Source organism: Photorhabdus antumapuensis (assembly GCF_020387775.1).
GTDB classification, from domain to species: Bacteria; Pseudomonadota; Gammaproteobacteria; order Enterobacterales; family Enterobacteriaceae; genus Photorhabdus; species Photorhabdus antumapuensis.
Genome location: NZ_JAHZMK010000008.1, coordinates 41,102 through 59,242, shown reverse-complemented (window position 1 = coordinate 59,242; position 18,141 = coordinate 41,102). Strand labels below are relative to the sequence as shown.

The 18,141-nt window shown below is 44.2% G+C and carries 21 protein-coding genes; 2 read left to right on the top strand and 19 right to left on the bottom strand.

Features of this window, described 5'->3' with window-relative positions; all coding sequences use genetic code 11:
• Positions 1-2 precede the first annotated feature (2 nt).
• A complete protein-coding gene (nrdI, locus tag KZ793_RS01535; RefSeq protein ID WP_225812937.1) occupies positions 3-419 on the bottom strand; it encodes a class Ib ribonucleoside-diphosphate reductase assembly flavoprotein NrdI in 417 nt (138 codons plus the stop codon).
• A gap of 13 nt (positions 420-432) precedes the next feature.
• Positions 433-663: a glutaredoxin-like protein NrdH gene (nrdH, locus tag KZ793_RS01530; protein WP_225812912.1), complete on the bottom strand. Its 231-nt coding sequence runs from the start codon at positions 661-663 to the stop codon at positions 433-435.
• Positions 664-994: 331 nt separating this feature from the next.
• Between nrdH and KZ793_RS01525 the strand changes: the two genes are divergently transcribed.
• Both KZ793_RS01525 and cspE read left to right on the top strand, forming a co-directional pair.
• Positions 995-1,456, top strand: a complete 462-nt coding sequence (locus tag KZ793_RS01525; RefSeq protein WP_225812911.1) for a methylated-DNA--[protein]-cysteine S-methyltransferase — start codon at positions 995-997, stop codon at positions 1,454-1,456.
• Positions 1,457-1,674: 218 nt separating this feature from the next.
• Positions 1,675-1,884, top strand: coding sequence for a transcription antiterminator/RNA stability regulator CspE (gene cspE, locus KZ793_RS01520; RefSeq protein ID WP_157975347.1), 210 nt, complete (start codon positions 1,675-1,677; stop codon positions 1,882-1,884).
• A 76-nt stretch (positions 1,885-1,960) separates the two neighbouring features.
• On the opposite strand, the gene crcB is transcribed toward cspE, so the two are convergent.
• From crcB to KZ793_RS01435, 17 genes are all read right to left on the bottom strand, one after another.
• A complete protein-coding gene (gene crcB / locus KZ793_RS01515; protein ID WP_225812905.1) occupies positions 1,961-2,335 on the bottom strand; it encodes a fluoride efflux transporter CrcB in 375 nt (124 codons plus the stop codon).
• Between the two features lie 14 nt (positions 2,336-2,349).
• Positions 2,350-3,315 (bottom strand): lipoyl synthase, encoded by a 966-nt coding sequence (lipA, locus tag KZ793_RS01510; RefSeq protein ID WP_225812903.1) that lies wholly within the window; start codon positions 3,313-3,315, stop codon positions 2,350-2,352.
• Positions 3,316-3,425: 110 nt separating this feature from the next.
• Positions 3,426-4,067 (bottom strand): lipoyl(octanoyl) transferase LipB, encoded by a 642-nt coding sequence (gene lipB, locus KZ793_RS01505; RefSeq protein ID WP_225812936.1) that lies wholly within the window; start codon positions 4,065-4,067, stop codon positions 3,426-3,428.
• Positions 4,068-4,198: 131 nt separating this feature from the next.
• Entirely contained in the window at positions 4,199-4,462 is a 264-nt protein-coding gene (gene ybeD / locus KZ793_RS01500) for a DUF493 family protein YbeD (RefSeq protein WP_011145617.1), read from the bottom strand.
• Between the two features lie 157 nt (positions 4,463-4,619).
• A complete protein-coding gene (gene dacA / locus KZ793_RS01495; protein WP_225812901.1) occupies positions 4,620-5,831 on the bottom strand; it encodes a D-alanyl-D-alanine carboxypeptidase DacA in 1,212 nt (403 codons plus the stop codon).
• A 161-nt stretch (positions 5,832-5,992) separates the two neighbouring features.
• On the bottom strand, positions 5,993-6,991 hold the full coding sequence (gene rlpA, locus KZ793_RS01490) for an endolytic peptidoglycan transglycosylase RlpA (RefSeq protein ID WP_225812900.1): 999 nt from the start codon (positions 6,989-6,991) through the stop codon (positions 5,993-5,995).
• Positions 6,992-7,004: 13 nt separating this feature from the next.
• The gene (mrdB, locus tag KZ793_RS01485) at positions 7,005-8,117 is read right to left on the bottom strand and encodes a peptidoglycan glycosyltransferase MrdB (protein WP_225812896.1); all 1,113 of its coding nucleotides are present in this window, start codon (positions 8,115-8,117) and stop codon (positions 7,005-7,007) included.
• A gap of 8 nt (positions 8,118-8,125) precedes the next feature.
• Entirely contained in the window at positions 8,126-10,021 is a 1,896-nt protein-coding gene (gene mrdA / locus KZ793_RS01480; RefSeq protein ID WP_225812894.1) for a peptidoglycan DD-transpeptidase MrdA, read from the bottom strand.
• Positions 10,022-10,060: 39 nt separating this feature from the next.
• Complete coding sequence (gene rlmH / locus KZ793_RS01475; protein ID WP_225812892.1) at positions 10,061-10,531, bottom strand: 23S rRNA (pseudouridine(1915)-N(3))-methyltransferase RlmH; 471 nt, start codon at positions 10,529-10,531, stop codon at positions 10,061-10,063.
• 2 nt (positions 10,532-10,533) lie between these two features.
• The gene (gene rsfS, locus KZ793_RS01470; RefSeq protein WP_191214694.1) at positions 10,534-10,860 is read right to left on the bottom strand and encodes a ribosome silencing factor; all 327 of its coding nucleotides are present in this window, start codon (positions 10,858-10,860) and stop codon (positions 10,534-10,536) included.
• Positions 10,861-10,958: 98 nt separating this feature from the next.
• The gene (gene nadD, locus KZ793_RS01465) at positions 10,959-11,636 is read right to left on the bottom strand and encodes a nicotinate-nucleotide adenylyltransferase (protein ID WP_225812890.1); all 678 of its coding nucleotides are present in this window, start codon (positions 11,634-11,636) and stop codon (positions 10,959-10,961) included.
• The gene (gene holA, locus KZ793_RS01460; RefSeq protein WP_225812887.1) at positions 11,620-12,660 is read right to left on the bottom strand and encodes a DNA polymerase III subunit delta; all 1,041 of its coding nucleotides are present in this window, start codon (positions 12,658-12,660) and stop codon (positions 11,620-11,622) included. The genes nadD and holA overlap by 17 nt, the downstream gene beginning before the upstream one ends.
• Positions 12,657-13,205 (bottom strand): LPS assembly lipoprotein LptE, encoded by a 549-nt coding sequence (gene lptE / locus KZ793_RS01455; protein ID WP_225812885.1) that lies wholly within the window; start codon positions 13,203-13,205, stop codon positions 12,657-12,659. The genes holA and lptE overlap by 4 nt, the downstream gene beginning before the upstream one ends.
• A gap of 13 nt (positions 13,206-13,218) precedes the next feature.
• Entirely contained in the window at positions 13,219-15,801 is a 2,583-nt protein-coding gene (gene leuS / locus KZ793_RS01450) for a leucine--tRNA ligase (protein ID WP_225812884.1), read from the bottom strand.
• Positions 15,802-15,964: 163 nt separating this feature from the next.
• Positions 15,965-16,690 carry an amino acid ABC transporter ATP-binding protein gene (locus tag KZ793_RS01445; protein WP_118987239.1) on the bottom strand — a complete coding sequence of 242 codons (726 nt, stop codon included), beginning with the start codon at positions 16,688-16,690 and terminating at the stop codon, positions 15,965-15,967.
• Positions 16,690-17,364: a glutamate/aspartate ABC transporter permease GltK gene (gene gltK / locus KZ793_RS01440; protein ID WP_046397275.1), complete on the bottom strand. Its 675-nt coding sequence runs from the start codon at positions 17,362-17,364 to the stop codon at positions 16,690-16,692. Before gltK ends, KZ793_RS01445 begins: the two co-directional genes overlap by 1 nt.
• The gene (locus KZ793_RS01435; protein ID WP_225812882.1) at positions 17,365-18,105 is read right to left on the bottom strand and encodes an amino acid ABC transporter permease; all 741 of its coding nucleotides are present in this window, start codon (positions 18,103-18,105) and stop codon (positions 17,365-17,367) included.
• Positions 18,106-18,141 lie beyond the last annotated feature (36 nt).

Genomic DNA, 18,141 nt, shown 5'->3' with positions numbered 1-18,141 from the left:
AATTACATATTCTCTAATGAATCATGTTGCCAGAATCTTTGAATACCTTGATGTACCCGTTGTACATCTTCTTCAGTACCCAACAGTTCAAAACGGTATAGGAGGGGTATCCGGCATTTCTCCGCAATTATCCGTCCAGCGATACCGTAAGCTTCGCCAAAGTTTGTATTCCCGGCCGCGATAACTCCCCGGATTAATGCCCGGTTTTCGACGATATTTAGAAACTGGATCACTTGTGGTGGAACAGCGCCTTTAGCACTGCCACCACCATAACTGGGTGTCAGTAAAATGTAAGGAGAGTCTACGTTTAATGGGTTGCCTGATTGATTTATTGGAATACGAAGGGCTGGTATCTCTAGTTTCTGAATAAATCTATGGCTATTACTGGATGAACTGGAGAAATAGATCAGCGGATTTATATTCATAATAAACCTACAAATTCTCGGTTAATGCGTTGATTTTATCAGGACGAAATCCTGACCAATGCTGTGTGCCCGCGATAACCACAGGAATTTGCTGGTAGCCCATAGTACGGATAGTCGCTAAAGCCTGCGGGTTTTCGGTTAAATCGATAATCTGATAAGGAATGTTTCTTCGGCTTAGCGCCTGATAGGTTGCGCTGCATTGTACGCAGTCCGGTTTGCTATAAATGGTAATGCTCATTAACGACTCCTTTGTCAGTTTGTGGGCATGCAATGGCAAAATTTGGTTCATGAGTAATAATTCCCCTAAAAGCCATAACTTGAACTATACTATATATAGTGAAATTTTATTTCAACCATACTATATATGGTGTTAATTTTACATCGAGTGACTATCATTAAAATTACAATGTTGGTTATTCTCTGTTTGTTGGCCGGCTTTTCGTCTTCAGACAAGTTTAAGTTTTCTAGTCGGTGGTAAGGGAGCAACTGAATTCATCATTGCAATTTGTCGAAAAGACGATTTACTCTAATCCCTATAATGATTGATATTTTTTTCAATGGAGGTGGTTATGTATCATCACTATTTTGATACACCCAAAGGATTTCCTAAACCGTATATTCATATCACTGCGGATGATAAGGGAGTGACCAGTCTATATTTTGTTGATGAAAAAACAGCGCCTGAAGTGAAAAATGATATTACTAAGCAGTGCGTGAAAGAGTTACGGGGATATTTTGCGGGTAAGCGTACTGAGTTTTCCGTTCCACTCAACCCAGTAGGAACTGAATTCCAGCAGCGTGTATGGTTACAGTTGTGTAAGATCCCGTTTGGAGAAGTGTGGAGTTATAAGCAACTTTCATTAGCATTAGGTTCAGTTAATTATTGTCGTGCGGTAGGAATGGCTAATTCTCGTAATCCGATCTCATTAATTGTGCCTTGTCATCGTGTTATTGGACATGATGGTAAATTGGTGGGATATACCGGTGGCCTGAATATTAAAAGCTGGTTATTGGAACATGAAAAAACCTAGTCATTTGTTTGTTAGATAACTTGTGTGATAAAAGACCAGGGAAGGTTATAGATATTTATATATGTGTATTATTTAGTAATAAAACTAAATAAAGATAACATCTATCGTATTTTATTATGCTTTTCGTGATCTTGGTTGTAGACAGTGAACCAACTTATTTGCTGTACTGTATGCGACGCAGATTTTGTGTCTTAATTTTCACGTTAAAGGTAAGTTTGATGTCAAAAATTAAAGGTAACGTTAAGTGGTTTAATGAATCTAAAGGATTCGGGTTTATCACTCCAGAAGATGGTAGCAAAGACGTATTCGTGCATTTCTCTGCTATTCAGACTAACGGATTTAAAACTTTGGCAGAAGGTCAAAAAGTAGAGTTTGAAATCACTGACGGCGCTAAAGGTCCATCTGCTGCAAACGTTGTCGCTATCTGATTTTAACTCCGTATTTCGAAAACCCGTTATTTCAACGGGTTTTTTTTGGTTTGTGTGATACGTAGGTAATTTTAATTTAAAGCTCATGCATCAATACGAAAGCTAACATGGTCATCAGTAATGATCCAAAAAGATTAAGCAAAACTGTTCCCAGTGCCCATCCTGGTTTTCCGTCCAGTAACAAATAAACAACTTCAACAGAGAATGTGGAAAAGGTTGTTAAACCTCCGCAAAAACCGGTGGTCAGCATCAATTTCCAAGCCGGATCAAGGTGTGTGGATTTATTAAAATAGGCTAACCCTAGTCCGATAATTAATGCACCAATACAGTTAACGGTAAGGGTGCCAATCGCGATATTAGCAGAAATATTATTAAGGCGGAGGCTGATAAACCAGCGTAATACGCTGCCTAAGCCACCTCCGATAAATATAGCCAGAATAATATTAGTCATAATAAGAAACTGGGTTATTTGACCTCTTCACCTTTGGCTTGCAAGTCAGCATGATAAGAAGAACGGACAAATGGACCACAGGCGGCATGGGTGAACCCCATGGCTAACGCTTCTTCTTTCATTTCATCAAATTCCTGTGGGTTGACGTAGCGCTGTACCGGTAAATGATGACGACTGGGTTGTAGATATTGTCCCAGAGTCAGCATAGTCACACCGTGGCGGCGCAGATCACGCATAACATCAAGAATTTCTTCGTTGGTTTCACCGAGACCTACCATCAGACCCGATTTGGTTGGAATATCAGGATGGACCTCTTTAAACTTTTCAAGTAATTTTAGTGACCACTCATAGTTTGCACCAGGGCGCACCTGACGGTAAACCCGGGGTACGTTTTCCAGGTTATGGTTAAAGACATCAGGCGGTGTCGCTGTCAATATTTCAAGTGCACGATCCATACGCCCACGGAAGTCAGGAACTAAGGTTTCAATCTTAATGGATGGATTTTTTTCACGAATAGCAGAGATGCAGTCAGCAAAGTGCTGAGCACCACCGTCACGTAGATCATCACGGTCAACGGAGGTGATGACAACGTAGCGCAGTGCCATATCTTTAATGGTTTGTGCCAGTTTTACCGGTTCGTTGGTGTCAGGTGCCATTGGGCGGCCGTGCGCAACATCACAGAAAGGGCAACGGCGGGTGCAAATTGCGCCAAGGATCATAAAGGTTGCTGTACCGTGATTGAAGCATTCCGCTAGGTTAGGGCAAGACGCTTCTTCACAAACGGAATGCAGACCATTTTTGCGCATGGCAGATTTGATGCCCTGAATGCGGCTGGAATCCGCAGGAAGTTTGATTTTCATCCACTCAGGTTTACGCAAGATTTCTGTACGTTCGGTCATCACTGTTTTGACAGGGATCAGCGCCATTTTGTCTGCGTCGCGGTACTTAACTCCGCGTTCCATCTGAATTGGTTTACTCATAATCGTGCTGGTTCCAGTGTTAAATTCATCAGGTTGAGATTTATCATTCAGTCTACTGTATGATAAACAATTAAAAAATTTTTGAAAAATGTTAAAAAATTATAGCATCTTTAACTATTCAGTTTAAATCCTAACTGCTGGCAAAATTTCTCTACCAAAACAGGTTGTACTTGTTCAACAGCAATTCCAGGAACTAAATCACTGAGTTGAATCATTTTCATGCCGGCATAGCCACAAGGGTTAATACGCTGGAAGGGTTCTAAATCCATTGCGATATTGAGGGCTAATCCGTGGAAAGAACAACCTTTGCGTATCCGTAATCCAAGAGAGCAAATTTTGGCTTCATTGACATAGACACCAGGGGCATCCGGGCGGGCATAGGCTTTCACACCAAAGTGAGCAAGGGTTTTAATGACAGTATCCTCTATCGCCGTAACCAGTTGCCGTACACCAATTTTGGCGCGTTTAATGTCAATCATGACATACATAACCTGCTGACCAGGGCCATGATAGGTGACTTGTCCACCACGATCGGATTGAATAACCGGAATATCACCGAGGGACAGCAAATGCTCAGCTTTACCTGCTTGTCCTTGAGTAAAGATTTTTGGATGCTGTACCAGCCAGATTTCATCAGGAGTATTAGTATCTCGCTGCTCAGTAAACAAGTGCATTGCATCGGAAATCGGCTCGTAGGGTTGTATTCCTAATTGACGTAAGAAAATCGTTTTATGTTGCAATTGAAACTTTATTTGATAGCTATAAGATTTGGTCAGTATAACCCTCAGAAGAGGTTCTCACCAGTTTAGTGCACCTGAAACTGTGGTATTCCTGATAGATAAAGAATCCCCTGCGAAATTATAGGGGATTTCTCTAGTGCGTATTACAATACTACCCGTACCAATTCAAGGTTACCTAACTCTTCATACAGCGTTTCTACTTGTTCAATATGAGTCGCATTGATAGTAATGGATACTGAGTGGTAGTTACCTTTGCTGCTTGGCTTCACTTGTGGAGAGTAATCGCCCGGCGCATGACGTTGAACCACTTCAACGACCTGATTGACTAGCTCAGGTTCTGCCAAGCCCATCACTTTGTAAGTGAATGAACAAGGGAACTCAAGCAGTTCATTTAATTTCGTTTTCATGGGCGCTCCTGTTTTGCTTTCCGCGATACGTACGGTCAGTTTCTGCTGTAAAATTTGATACTTTCCTCCGCCTTAAAACGCGGAGATGCTTATTGCGATCGGGCGGTAGCCCGATTCGCTTTGATTGGCTCTGTTTATCGATTAATTATCTCAAGAATTAGCCAAACCAATGATGAAATAGTAGCTTGATGTAATCGATAAAGCGGCCGAAGATGCTGCCTTCTTTTATTTCATTCATGACGACTAAAGGCTGCTGTTCAATAGTCTTGCCATCAAGTTGAAAGTTGATAGTACCTACGACTTGATTTTTCGCCAGTGGTGCATGTAATTCACTGTTATTCATGACATAGCTGGCTTTCAGATCTTTCAGACGACCACGGGGAATAGTCAGATAAACATCTTTATCAACACCTAACTGAACCCTATCATTATCTCCAAACCAGATTGGTTCAGATGCGAATTCTTTGCCTGCTTTCAGAGGCACAACAGTTTCAAAGAAACGGAAACCCCAGGTCAGCAGTTTTTTACTTTCTGTTTCTCGGCCTTTATAAGTGTGGCCGCCTAATACTGCGGAAATCAGACGCATATCGCCTTCCGTTGCAGAAGCGACTAGGTTATAGCCCGCTGCGCTAGTGTGACCGGTTTTAATACCATCGACATTCAGGCTCTTATCCCACAATAAGCCATTACGGTTTGTCTGGCGGATATTGTTGTAGGTAAACTCTTTCTCTTTATAGATGGTGTACTCTTCAGGAACATCACGGATCAGTGCTTGACCAATCAATGCCATGTCACGGGCAGAGCTGTATTGGCCTTCTGCATCCAGACCATGAACGGTTTTGAAATTCGTATTCTGTAATCCAAGCGATTTCACATAACCATTCATTAAATTAACGAAAGACTCTTGGCTACCGGCAACATAATCTGCCATTGCAACACAGGCATCGTTACCGGATTGCAAGTTTATACCGCGGGATAACATAGAAACCGAGACCTGATCGCCTGGCTTGAGGAACATCAGGGAAGAGCCTTTAAATACCGGATTACCGGTTGCCCATGCGTCAGTGCCAACAGTGACCATATCATTTGGGTGGATTTTGCCTGATTTAATTGTTTGACCAATAACATAGCTGGTCATCATTTTTGTCAGACTGGCAGGATCACGGCGTGCATCTGCATTCATCTCAGCCAGCACTTTGCCTGAGTTATAGTCGATAAGGATATAAGCTTCCGCATCAATCTGAGGCACACCTGGGATCATCGTTTTCAGGTTGACATCATTCTCATTGGCAAAGGCAGAAGCACTTATTGCCAGCGCAATACCCAAGGTGGCGCTTTTTATAAAACGAGAAGTGGTTGTATATTTCATGGTTAGTTTGGCAACATCCGTGAGAAAAGGTTGATATCGAGCCACATCATAGCAAATGAAAAAAATACTGACATTGCCAAATTTTGACAAGACTTAGGTTTACATTTTTTTACTCCTCTTACTGATATCTGGATCAAAGTGAGATATCAGTAAGAGAACGATTAGGGACTGACGATAAAAGAAGATTGTTGTATCTGGTCAGCCAGTTTTTGTTGTAAATCGGCAGCTTGCTGGCGATTGTTAAATGGCCCTAATTGTACACGATAAACGTTACTATATTGAGTTACGCGTCCTTGAACATTAAAGCGTTGCTCCAGTGTTTGTTGCCACTCTTTTGCTCGTTGCTCATTGCTAACAGCGCCAACCTGAACCATAAAACTATTTGCTGATACGGTTGTTGGCGTTGTGACTATTGAAGTACTATTTGTAACAGGTTTAGGTGGTTGCAGCTTCATTGCGGGTAGTTGCTCAGTCGCTTCCGGTTGTACCGTCAGTTTCATCGGCTGATTTGTTAAGGGCTGGCTGCCAGTCTGATCAGGGATATTCTCCATTGTTGGTGTTCCTAATGGGCTGGTTGTCAGCGTTGGTCTACCCGGTAGAGCGTAACTCTGTTTAACTATCTGGCTGCCAATGGTACCGGGACCAGATACAGAACCATCCTGGGCAACCTCAATAAAATCAACCTTAACTTTGGTACTTTGAGTCAGGTTTAACCGCTCAGCGGAAGCCTTCGATAGATCGATAATTCGCCCTGGTTTATAAGGACCACGGTCATTGACTCTAACAATCATCATGCGGCCATTGCTCAAGTTGGTCACACGGACATAACTTGGAATTGGCAGGGTAGGATGGGCGGCTGTCAGCGCATAAGGATTAAAACGTTCACCAATTGCGGTCATTTTGCCGCTAGATTCTTCACTGTACCAACTAGCATAACCTGTCTCACTAAACTGAGAGGGGGCTTGCACAATGTGATAAGTATGTCCGTTCATCTGATAATCATTATTGGCGCTAGGATGATAAGGCTCATAGCGAGGTTCTGCACCCAGAACATCCTGCGTTGGTACTGCTGGTAACGGGGAAAGTTTTGGTTTGTCAGGAGTAGTACAGCCAGATAGCAGGGCTGCAATCATGCTGAGTATAAGCCAGTGTTGACGCATTGAAACCTCTTCTCTATAAACTTTTGGACAACAATTTTCTGTGTGTGTGAATCGACATGATAATGCCGAAACCCGCCATTAAGACGATTAACGCTGAGCCGCCATAACTGACAAATGGCAAAGGAACGCCTACTACAGGCAGGACACCACTCACCATGCCGATATTGACGAAGATATAAACAAATAGAATTAACATTAGGCCGCCAACCATAACCCGGCCAAAAGTGTTCTGTGCTCTGGTTGCAATAACCAGCCCACGCGTAATTAATAACATATATAATGTTAATAACAGTAGTACGCCAATCAAACCAAGTTCTTCCGACAGTACGGCAAATATGAAATCTGTATGACGTTCTGGCAGAAATTCCAATTGAGATTGTGTTCCTAATAGCCAGCCTTTACCTGATAAACCACCGGAGCCAATCGCGATTTTTGATTGAATAATATGGTAACCCTTACCAAGAGGATCGCTTTCTGGATCAAGTAACATCATGACGCGATCGCGTTGATAGCCATGCATCAGGAAGAACCACAAGATGGGGATAAAACAGGCTAACAGTAGAGCTGCGATACCGATCAACCGCCAGCTCATGCCCGAAAGGAACAGGACAAACAGGCCAGAAGCTGCGATCAGAATTGAGGTCCCTAGGTCTGGCTGAGCGGCAACCAGTAAAGTGGGCAGAAAAATGAGCATCAGAGCGATAGTTGTATTTTTCAGTGATGGGGGGCATAAATCGCGGTTCATAAAGCGTGCGATCATCAGTGGTACGGCTATCTTGGCAATCTCTGAAGGTTGGAAGCGGATGATCCCTAAATCCAGCCAGCGTTGGGCACCTTTACTTATTTGCCCGAAAGCATCGACAAAAATCAGTAAAATGACACAAACAATATAGAGATGGGGCGCCCAGCTTTCATAAACTCTTGGTGGAATTTGCGCCATGATGAGCATGACAACCAGCCCAGCACCAATTTGGCTAATTTTGCGCTCCATCATACCCATATCTTGACCACTGGCACTCCACATAACAAAAGCGCTGTATATCAGCAATGCCAAAATGCACACGAGTAACGGTAGGTCGATATGTAATCTGGTCCAGAGAGGAGCCCTTTTTTGGTTTTCTGTCATGGTGTTAATCAGTCACTTTCTGTTCCGGGAGGTGTAGGGACAGCATTCGGCAATGTTGTGTTGTTATCCCCTAATAGTACATGGTCGAGGATTTGGCGAACAAGGGTTCCCACTGCTGGACCTGCACCACCATTCTCTAAAATAATGGAAAGGGCTACTGTCGGATTTTCATAAGGAGCGAAAGCGATCATCAGCTTATGATCCCGTAAATGCTCAGCAATTTTACTAGCATTGTAGGTTTCATAACTGTAGACCTGTGCTGTTCCCGATTTGACCGCTGCTTTATAAGGCGTACCGGTAAAACTCTTGTGGCCGGTACCGTTTGGCAGGTTAGCAACACCGTACATGCCGCTTTTTGCCAATTCCCAATATCCTGAATGGATATCACCGATCTGAATATTTTCTATTTGTTGATAAGGGATCATCTCACCTTTCAGCTTCTTGCTTAGCAGAAGATGTGGTGTTTTTACATTACCGTCGTTAATTAAGGTTATCAGCGCTTTTACCATTTGAATGGGGGTTGCTGTCCAATATCCCTGGCCGATACCCACAGGAATGGTATCTCCTTGATACCAAGGTTTTTTATATTTTCTTTGTTTCCATTCGCGGGTAGGCATGATACCGGTGCGTTCTTCGGCTAGGTCGATTCCAGTATATTCGCCATAGCCAAACTTGGTCATCCACTCAGATAGACGATCAATTCCCATATCATAGGCAACTTGATAGAAGAAAGTATCCGCCGATTCTACAATGGCTCTATGTACATTGAGACTACCGTGTCCCCAACGTTTCCAGTCACGGTAGCGTTTTTCTGAACCCGGTAATTGCCACCAACCCGGATCAAAAATGGTGGTATTTTTATTGATAACGCCTGTACTTAGTGCTGCAACGGTAATAAAAGGTTTCACTGTCGAAGCTGGAGGATAGATTCCTTGAGTAGCACGATTAATAAGCGGCCTATCAGGATTGTTTAATAGCTCCTGGTAGTTCTTATTGGAGATACCGTTTACGAATAGGTTTGGATCATAGCTTGGGTTAGATACCAGTGCCAGAATTTCCCCATTACGTGGATCACTGACAACGACCGCAGCACGGCTGGTTGTGAGGAGTTTCTCAATGTAAATCTGCAATTCGAGATCGATAGTGAGGTAAATATCTTGTCCGGCCTGTGGTGGTTGTTCATGTAATTGGCGAATCACCCGGCCTCGGTTATTCACTTCGACTTCTTCATAACCCGTTTTGCCGTGTAAAATAGTTTCATAATAGCGTTCAATACCCAGTTTGCCGATATCATGGGTAGCTGCGTAATTAGGTAAAATACCTTCTTTATCCAATCGTTCTACATCTTTATCATTAATTTTAGCAACATAGCCGATGATATGTGTCAGTGCTGAACCATAAGGATAGAAGCGGCGTTGGTAGCCTTTTATTTCAAAACCAGGGAAACGATATTGGTTAACGGCAAAGCGTGCTACTTGAATATGATCAAGTGAAGTTTTCAATGGAATAGAGGTAAAGCGGCGCGAGCGTTTACGCTCTTTTTCAAAGTTGGCAATATCTTCGTCAGTCAGATCGATAACATTACGTAAATCATTCAGCGTTTGCTCAAGGTGTTCTACCTTTTCAGGTATGATTTCTAACTGATAGATAGTTCGATTAAGTGCCAATGGCGTACCGTTGCGGTCATAGATGATACCGCGGCTTGGCGCAATGGGAACCAGTTTAATACGGTTTTCGTTTGAACGGGTTTGATAGTCTTCGTGGCGGGTGATTTGTAAATGGTAAAGATTGGCAACCAGGATACCAGTCAGTACCAGGATGATAATAAACGCCACCAATGCGCGGCGAGCAAATAGGGCTGATTCAGCCGTATAATCACGAAAAGGGGTACGTTTATTCTTCATCCCATTGCCAGAATTCGCTTTTATCCGTTGATAACCAAATTATTCCCGATGATAGGGATGATTGGTCGTAATACTCCATGCCCGGTACAGGCTTTCCGCAACCAAAACTCGGACCAGAGGATGGGGTAAGGTCAGTGGTGACAGTGACCAGCTTTGTTCTGCGGCAGCTTTACATGCCGGAGCGAGACCTTCGGGCCCACCTATCAACAAACTGACATCTCTACCATCTCGTTTCCAATGTTCAAGCTGTTGCGCCAGTTGATGCGTTTCCCAACGGGAACCCGGAATGTCCAGGGTAATAATACGACTGCCTTTGCCGACAGCGGCCAGCATTTGTTCGCCTTCTTTTTCCAGAATGCGTTTAATATCCGCATTTTTGCCCCGTTTGCCAGCCGGAATTTCTATCAGATCAAATGGCATGTCGTTGGGAAAACGACGCAAATAATCTGTAAAGCCGGCCTGTATCCAGTCCGGCATTTTTGTACCTACAGCGATTAATTGCAGCTTCAAACTCAGCTCCAGAGCTTTTCAAGTTCGTACATGCGGCGGCTCTCTTCTTGCATGACATGTACGATAACTTCACCGAGGTCTACGACAATCCAATCAGATACGCCTTGTCCTTCAACGCCAAGTGGGATAAGGCCGCTCGCACGACAGTCATCAACCAGATTATCTGCGACAGACATCAGATGGCGGTTGGAAGTTCCGGTGCAGACGATCATGCAATCGGTAATACTGGATTTCCCTTGGACATCAAGGGAAACAATATCCTGTGCTTTGGAGTTTTCAAGCTTATCAATAACAAACTGCTGGAGTTCTTTACCTTGCAAAAGGCTCATCCTTATTTTTTATCACAATTGATTAAATAGTGCGGAATAATAGCATGTCAGGTCACTTAAGGGTAAGCCAACTAAGCGACTAATCGAGGTAGATTTCGCTATTGGCGATATAACCCCTGTGAATCTATATACTTCTGTACTGAAAGGGGGAGTAAATCGTCACAACTTAACCCTTGCTGGTGGCGTTGACGGATGTCTGTTGCTGAGATCGGTAGCAGAGGTGTATCTGCCAGATAGATATAACCATTAGGTTTACTGCCAAGCTGGCTTGGATCGCAGATTTGATGTTTTGTAAGCCATTGTTGCATTTCAGTTGTGGAAAGCTGAGTTTGATAACCGGGCCGAGCACAAACCAGCAAATGGCAGAAACTCAGCAATTCTTGCCAACAATGCCAAGTGTGCAGTGATAACAAAGCATCTTGGCCGATTATAAATGCTAGTGGTTGTTTGTTACCAAGTTCCTGACGGAATGACTCTAGCGTATCAATTGTGTAAGAGGGGGTAGTGCGCTCCAGTTCACGCTTATCGACGGTAAACAGTGGGTTATCCTGTACTGCCAGTTGTACCATTTCAAGCCGCTGTTGTGCAGTGGCTTCCGGTTGTGGGCGGTGTGGGGGGACGTGATTTGGTAGTAAAATCACTTGCTTCAGGCCAGTTTGATATGCCAGGGTTTCAACTGGCTGCAAGTGCCCGTAATGGATGGGATCGAATGTTCCACCAAATAATGCTTGAATAACGGGTTGTTTCGAGCAAGTAGAATCAATGGTATGAGGCATTAAAAAAGCTCTCAGGTAAGGTTTTTCCACATAACAGCATGGAAAGCGTTTCTAAATCTGACCAAATAGACTGGCCGTAATCCTGTTTGATCTGGCGTTCCATCTGTACAAGTAAATGAATTGCTCGCTGCAAATCATGTTGAGTGAGACGTTGCAGTGCGCTTGTCAGTAATGGACGGCGGTTTTGCCATACCCGATGCTGATCTAACAATGTTTTCATCGGGGTTGTGGTACTTTGACGTTTCAGCGTGAGTAGCAGCAATAATTCACGCTGTACGGTACGTAATAGAATAACAGCTTCGCAATCTTCCTGTTTTAACTGTTTCAGAATATGCCAGGCTCGTTTGGCTTTACCTGATAATAGCGAGTCTACCCAGTGATAGGGTGTAAAGTGAGCCGCGTCATTCACCGCATTTTCGACACGATGTAAGGTCAGTTTACCATCTGGGTATAGCAGTGAGAGTCGCTCAAGTGCCTGAGTTAACGCCAGTAAATTTCCTTCATAACAATAACACAGTAGTTGATTAGCTTGTTCTTCCAGCATCAATTTCATGGCTTTGGCCCGTTGTGCAACCCATTGCGGCAGACGGTTCTGTTCGGGTGTCTGACAACTGACATAAACACCGTTTTTTCCTAGTATCTTGAACCAGTTACTGTTCTCCTGAGCCTTGGTCAATTTCAAACCACGTAGTATTAGCAGTATATCTGGGTGAAGTAGTCCTGCCAGTTTCAGCAGTTGTTCGGCTATGGTTGCGTTAGGGCCATTTTCCGGCAGTAGTAAAGTGAGTGTTTGACGGCTAGCAAACAGACTTAATGACTGACAAATATTGAATATCTCATCCCACTCGGTGTGATTATCCAGCGTATAGGCGAAGTGTTCAGTGAAGGCATGTTTTTCAGCAGCCTTGCGGATATGATCCTGGCTTTCCTGTAATAGTAGGGGTTCATTACCCCATATCAGATAATAGTTTCGCAGCCCCTCATTGAGCTGCGAAATCAGTTGTTCGGGATAGAGTTTGATCATTGTGCTTGCGCAGCTTGCTGTCCCACCTGTTTTTCTCTGGCTTTCTGCTTTTCTGCGTTGTGAACGGTCAATAACTGGCGAACTAACCGGCGAGCAGCTTGTTCACGCATTTCCTGATTGATTATCTCGTTTTCAGCATCTTTCGCCAGGGCCTCTAATGGATTGTCGAAAAAAGAGCGGTCAACCCTGGATTGCAGCGGGTATACGCTACCATCTGGCATAATAACCTGAGCATCGACATTTAGTGTCAATTGGCGTTCTGCCGCCTTACCATCTTGGAAAACAGAGACAGTATCTTTATTTTCAGAAGAGCCAATTAACTTCAAAACAGGAACATCAGCGCTACCATCCTCAAGGATAGTGACGTTATTCAGACGAAGCTGTTGGCGAACGGAACGGGCCAGTGGCCCATATGGGTCACTGCTTGTTAATTGCAGCTTTTTGAGTTCCGCTGGCACCTGAGTGGTGCCGCGCAGATGAAAACCGCAGCCAGCGGTGACCAGCACCGCTAACCCCAGCAATAGCGTTAAAATACAATGTCGCACATTGCCTCCTTTATCAGCCGACGACCAGATTCAGCAGTTTGCCTGGTACATAAATGACTTTGCGAATAGTGACGCCTTCAAGGTATTTCGCCACACCATACTCTTTTGCTGCCATATCATGAACATACTCTTTAGTCGCCTCTGCTGGCACAGTAACACGACCACGCACTTTACCGTTAACTTGAATGACGACTAACTTGGTATCGTCAACCATTGCCTGTTCATCAGCTTGTGGCCAATCAGCTGTGTCAATATCACCTTCACCCTCCAGTGCTTGCCACATAATAAAGCAAGCATGAGGAGTTATTGGTGACAACATACGGACAACTGCCAGCAGAACCTCTTGCATCAGAGCGCGATCCTGCTCAGTTTCTTGTGGTGCGCGGGCCAGTTTATTCATTAATTCCATTACGGCAGCGATAGCAGTATTGAATGCCTGGCGGCGACCGACATCATCTGTGACTTTAGCAATGGTTTTGTGCAGATCTCGGAATAGATCTTTTTGTTCCACTGTTAGGTTTTTGATGTCTAGCGGTTGAGTTGCCCCTTTGCTGCTATGTTCATAAACTAGGCGCCATACACGTTTCAGGAAGCGATTTGCTCCTTCAACACTGGATTCTTGCCATTCTAGCGTCAGCTCTGGTGGCGCAGCGAACATCATAAACAGGCGAACGGTATCAGCACCATATTTTTCTACCATCGATTGTGGGTCAATACCGTTGTTTTTGGATTTTGACATTTTGCTCATGCCGGTATAAACCAGCTCATGGCCTTCTTTATCCGTTGCTTTAATGATACGGCTTTTATCATCACGCTCAACAATAGTATCAGCTGGGGAAACCCAGATTTTTTCGCCATCTTTGCCGATGTAATAAAAAGCATCTGCTAGAACCATGCCCTGACATAACAGGCGCTTAGCGGGTTCATTGGAATTTACCAGGCCAGCATCGCGCATCAATTTATGGAAGAAACGGAAATACATCAGGTGCATGATGGCATGTTCGATACCACCAATGTATTGGTCAACTGGCAGCCAATAGTTAGCTGCTGCTGGATTGAGCAGGCCCTTGTCATAATCTGGACAGGTGTAGCGAGCGTAGTACCAGGAAGACTCCATAAAAGTATCGAAGGTATCTGTTTCACGTAATGCTGGCTGGCCGTTGATAGTAGTTTTCGCCCACTCAGGATCAGCTTTAATTGGGCTGGTGATGCCGTCCATTTTGACATCTTCCGGCAGAATAACTGGCAGTTGAGTTGCTGGAACCGGAACAACTGTGCCATCTTCCAGCGTTGCCATTGGAATAGGAGCGCCCCAATAACGTTGACGAGAAACCCCCCAGTCACGCAGACGATAGTTGACTTTACGCTTACCTACGCCCATTTCCACCAGTTTATCAGCAATAGCATTGAAACCATCTTCGTGATTCAGACCGCTAAATTCACCAGAATTAAACAGGATATTCTTATCTGTCACAGGTACTTCATGGACGTTTGGTTCATTGCCTTCACTGTCCAGAATAACGGCTTTTATTGGCAGGTTATATTTTGTCGCAAATTCCCAGTCGCGTTGATCGTGGCCGGGAACTGACATGACAGCACCGGTGCCGTATTCCATCAGGACGAAGTTTGCAACCCAAATTGCTACTTTCTCTTTGGTCAATGGATGAATGGCAAACATACCGGTTGCCATGCCTTTCTTCTCCATTGTTGCCATATCTGCTTCGGCAACTTTGGTATTACGGCACTCATCAATGAAAGCAACTAGTTCAGGGTTATTTGCTGCTGCTTGTTTTGCCAGGGGATGACCTGCGGCAACCGCAGCATAAGTGGCACCCAGGAACGTATCAGGACGAGTGGTATAGACGGTTAGCTTCTCCTGACTATCAGCCACATCAAAGGTGATCTCTACTCCCTCGGAGCGACCAATCCAGTTGCGCTGCATGGTTTTGACCTGCTCCGGCCACTCTTCCAGCGTATCCAGATCGTTTAACAACTCTTCGGCATAATCAGTGATTTTGATAAACCACTGTGGAATTTCTTTACGTTCAACTTTGCTATCACAGCGCCAACAGCAGCCATCGACCACTTGTTCATTAGCCAGAACGGTCAGATCGTGGGGACACCAGTTAACTGCGGAGGTTTTTTTATAAACCAAGCCTTTTTCATACAATTTGGTGAAGAACCACTGCTCCCAACGGTAATATTCCGGGGTACAGGTTGTGACTTCACGATCCCAGTCGTAGCCGAAGCCCAGTGTTTTCAATTGGACTTTCATATATTCGATGTTGGCATAGGTCCACGGAGCAGGTGCGGTATTGTTTTTTACTGCGGCGCCTTCTGCGGGCAGGCCAAATGCATCCCAACCGATAGGTTGCAAGACATTTTTGCCAAGCATACGCTGATAGCGGGAGATAACATCGCCAATAGTGTAGTTGCGTACATGGCCCATGTGTAGTCGACCAGAAGGGTAAGGTAGCATGGACAGGCAGTAATATTTTTCTTTGCTGTTGTCTTCTGTCACTTTGAAAGTTTGCTTCTCTTGCCAGTGAAGCTGAACTTGCGGCTCTATATCTTCTGGACGGTATTGTTCTTGCATGGCACCGATGATCCTATGGTGAGTAAAAAGCTACGCTTGTAGCAATCATTTAGTTGGTAAAATATGAGGTCGGCATAGCATATCTGATTTGATACGCCAGCAACAGAGGTTATGAGGGAAAATCCGGTGGTGACAGGCGTCCTCACCGGGAGCAAGCTGGTGTTTAGTGAAGAATTTTAGCTAGAAATTCTTTGGCGCGATCTGATTTTGGATTCGCAAAGAAATCTTCTTTTTTGCTATCTTCAACAATTCTGCCTTCATCCATAAAGATAACTCGGTTGGCTACTTTACGGGCGAAGCCCATTTCGTGAGTAACAACCATCATGGTCATCCCTTCATCTGCGAGTTTAACCATGACATCGAGCACTTCATTGATCATTTCAGGGTCGAGTGCGGAGGTAGGTTCGTCAAATAGCATGGCAATCGGGTCCATACAAAGGGCACGGGCGATTGCTACACGTTGCTGTTGACCACCGGAAAGTTGAGACGGGAATTTATTCGCTTGACTGGCAAGCCCAACGCGTTCAAGTAATTTCAACCCCTTTTCTTCCGCTGCTTTTTTATCACGATTAAGCACTTTAATTTGCGCTAGAGTTAAATTCTCAATGATGGATAGATGGGGGAACAGTTCAAAATGCTGGAACACCATGCCGACTTTAGAACGTAGTTGTGCCAGATTGGTGTTTTTATCATTAACTTTAATGTCATTAACCAGAATTTCACCCTGTTGGATGGATTCCAGACCATTAACCGTTTTTATCAGGGTAGATTTGCCTGAGCCAGATGGGCCACAGACCACAACGACTTCACCTTTTTTAACTTCGGTTGAGCAGTCGGAGAGAACCTGAAATTGGTCATACCACTTGGATACATTTTTCAGGGAGATCATCAAACAGTCCTTTTCTTCAAATAATTAACCAGCATAGATGCGGCAATACTAATAATAAAATAAACCAAACCAGCAAATAGGATCATTTCGACCTGAGTGCCATCACGCTCACCGATATTTGCCGCAGTACGGAAAAAGTCCGCTAGACTGAGCACATACACCAATGAGGTGTCTTGAAACAGTACGATACCCTGTGTCAGCAACAGCGGGGTCATCGCACGGAATGCTTGAGGCAGGATAACCAGTCTCATACTTTGCATTGGTGTCATACCCAATGCTAATGCCGCTGAAGATTGCCCGCGGGAGATACTCTGAATTCCCGCCCGGATAATTTCTGAATAATAAGCCGCTTCGAAAAAGGCAAATGCGACCATAGCTGAAATTAAACGAATATCTGTTTTCGGAGAAATCCCCAGAACGTTCTGCACTAGGCTAGGCACAATCAGATAGAACCATAACAGTACCATAACCAGTGGCACAGAACGGAACAGATTGACATATAAAGTGGCAAACCAGCTCAGTACTTTTACAGAAGAGAGGCGCATAACGGCCAGTACGGTTCCCCAGAGAATACCGACAACAACAGCAATAATCGTGATTTTTGCTGTAATGACTAAGCCTTGTAGCAGAAACGGAATACTGGGGATAATCGAACTCCAGTCAAACTCGTACATTTATTGACCTCCAATATTACCCGGTAAACGCATTTTTTTCTCAAGCAAGTGCATGGCAAGCATAATCACCAGATTGATTCCGATATAGGCTAGTGTAATCGCCGTAAATGTTTCATAAGCATGTGCTGAGTAATCAAGTAATTTACCTGCTTGTGCTGCCATATCTACCAGACCAATAGTGGAGGCGATGGCGGAGTTTTTTACCAGATTCATCATTTCTGACGTCATGGGTGGAATGATCACCCGATAGGCATTGGGTAATAGGACATAGCGATAGGTTTGTGGCAGAGTTAGCCCCATTGCCAGCCCAGCTGATTTTTGACCGCGTGGTAGTGATTGTATGGCGGCACGAACCTGCTCACACATCCGTGCAGCGGTGAAAAGACCTAAACAGATAGTGGATGAGAGAAAAAATTGAATATTAGGGTCCAGTTCAGTTTTAAACCACTGACTGGTTTTTTCTGGTAGTAATTCAGGTACAACCAGATACCAGATAAAAAATTGAACTATAAGCGGTATGTTACGAAAGAGCTCAACATAACAGGTACCTATCCCAGATAATATTTTATTGGGAACAGTGCGTAAGATGCCGAACAGTGAGCCGACAATGAAAGCGATAATCCAGGCGCAGATAGACAAGGCAATCGTCACCTGGAATCCAGCTATCAACCAGCCTAGATAAGTCGTATTACCGAAAGGGGCAGCTTGCAAAAAGATGCCCCAATTCCAATCGATTGACATAATAATACTCCCTGTTAGGGTGTAGCTTGATCCCCT

What these genes read in the sequence shown, in the direction of transcription:
- KZ793_RS01445 (WP_118987239.1), bottom strand. Translation starts at nt 16,690, where the DNA reads ATGATCTCCCTGAAAAATGTATCCAAGTGGTATGACCAATTTCAGGTT.
- mrdA (WP_225812894.1), bottom strand. Translation starts at nt 10,021, where the DNA reads ATGAAGAATAAACGTACCCCTTTTCGTGATTATACGGCTGAATCAGCC.
- KZ793_RS01525 (WP_225812911.1), top strand. Translation starts at nt 995, where the DNA reads ATGTATCATCACTATTTTGATACACCCAAAGGATTTCCTAAACCGTAT.
- KZ793_RS01435 (WP_225812882.1), bottom strand. Translation starts at nt 18,105, where the DNA reads ATGTCAATCGATTGGAATTGGGGCATCTTTTTGCAAGCTGCCCCTTTC.
- dacA (WP_225812901.1), bottom strand. Translation starts at nt 5,831, where the DNA reads ATGAAATATACAACCACTTCTCGTTTTATAAAAAGCGCCACCTTGGGT.
- cspE (WP_157975347.1), top strand. Translation starts at nt 1,675, where the DNA reads ATGTCAAAAATTAAAGGTAACGTTAAGTGGTTTAATGAATCTAAAGGA.
- nadD (WP_225812890.1), bottom strand. Translation starts at nt 11,636, where the DNA reads ATGCCTCATACCATTGATTCTACTTGCTCGAAACAACCCGTTATTCAA.
- rlpA (WP_225812900.1), bottom strand. Translation starts at nt 6,991, where the DNA reads ATGCGTCAACACTGGCTTATACTCAGCATGATTGCAGCCCTGCTATCT.
- crcB (WP_225812905.1), bottom strand. Translation starts at nt 2,335, where the DNA reads ATGACTAATATTATTCTGGCTATATTTATCGGAGGTGGCTTAGGCAGC.
- nrdH (WP_225812912.1), bottom strand. Translation starts at nt 663, where the DNA reads ATGAGCATTACCATTTATAGCAAACCGGACTGCGTACAATGCAGCGCA.
- lipA (WP_225812903.1), bottom strand. Translation starts at nt 3,315, where the DNA reads ATGAGTAAACCAATTCAGATGGAACGCGGAGTTAAGTACCGCGACGCA.
- leuS (WP_225812884.1), bottom strand. Translation starts at nt 15,801, where the DNA reads ATGCAAGAACAATACCGTCCAGAAGATATAGAGCCGCAAGTTCAGCTT.
- gltK (WP_046397275.1), bottom strand. Translation starts at nt 17,364, where the DNA reads ATGTACGAGTTTGACTGGAGTTCGATTATCCCCAGTATTCCGTTTCTG.
- ybeD (WP_011145617.1), bottom strand. Translation starts at nt 4,462, where the DNA reads ATGAAAACGAAATTAAATGAACTGCTTGAGTTCCCTTGTTCATTCACT.
- holA (WP_225812887.1), bottom strand. Translation starts at nt 12,660, where the DNA reads ATGATCAAACTCTATCCCGAACAACTGATTTCGCAGCTCAATGAGGGG.
- mrdB (WP_225812896.1), bottom strand. Translation starts at nt 8,117, where the DNA reads ATGACAGAAAACCAAAAAAGGGCTCCTCTCTGGACCAGATTACATATC.
- rsfS (WP_191214694.1), bottom strand. Translation starts at nt 10,860, where the DNA reads ATGAGCCTTTTGCAAGGTAAAGAACTCCAGCAGTTTGTTATTGATAAG.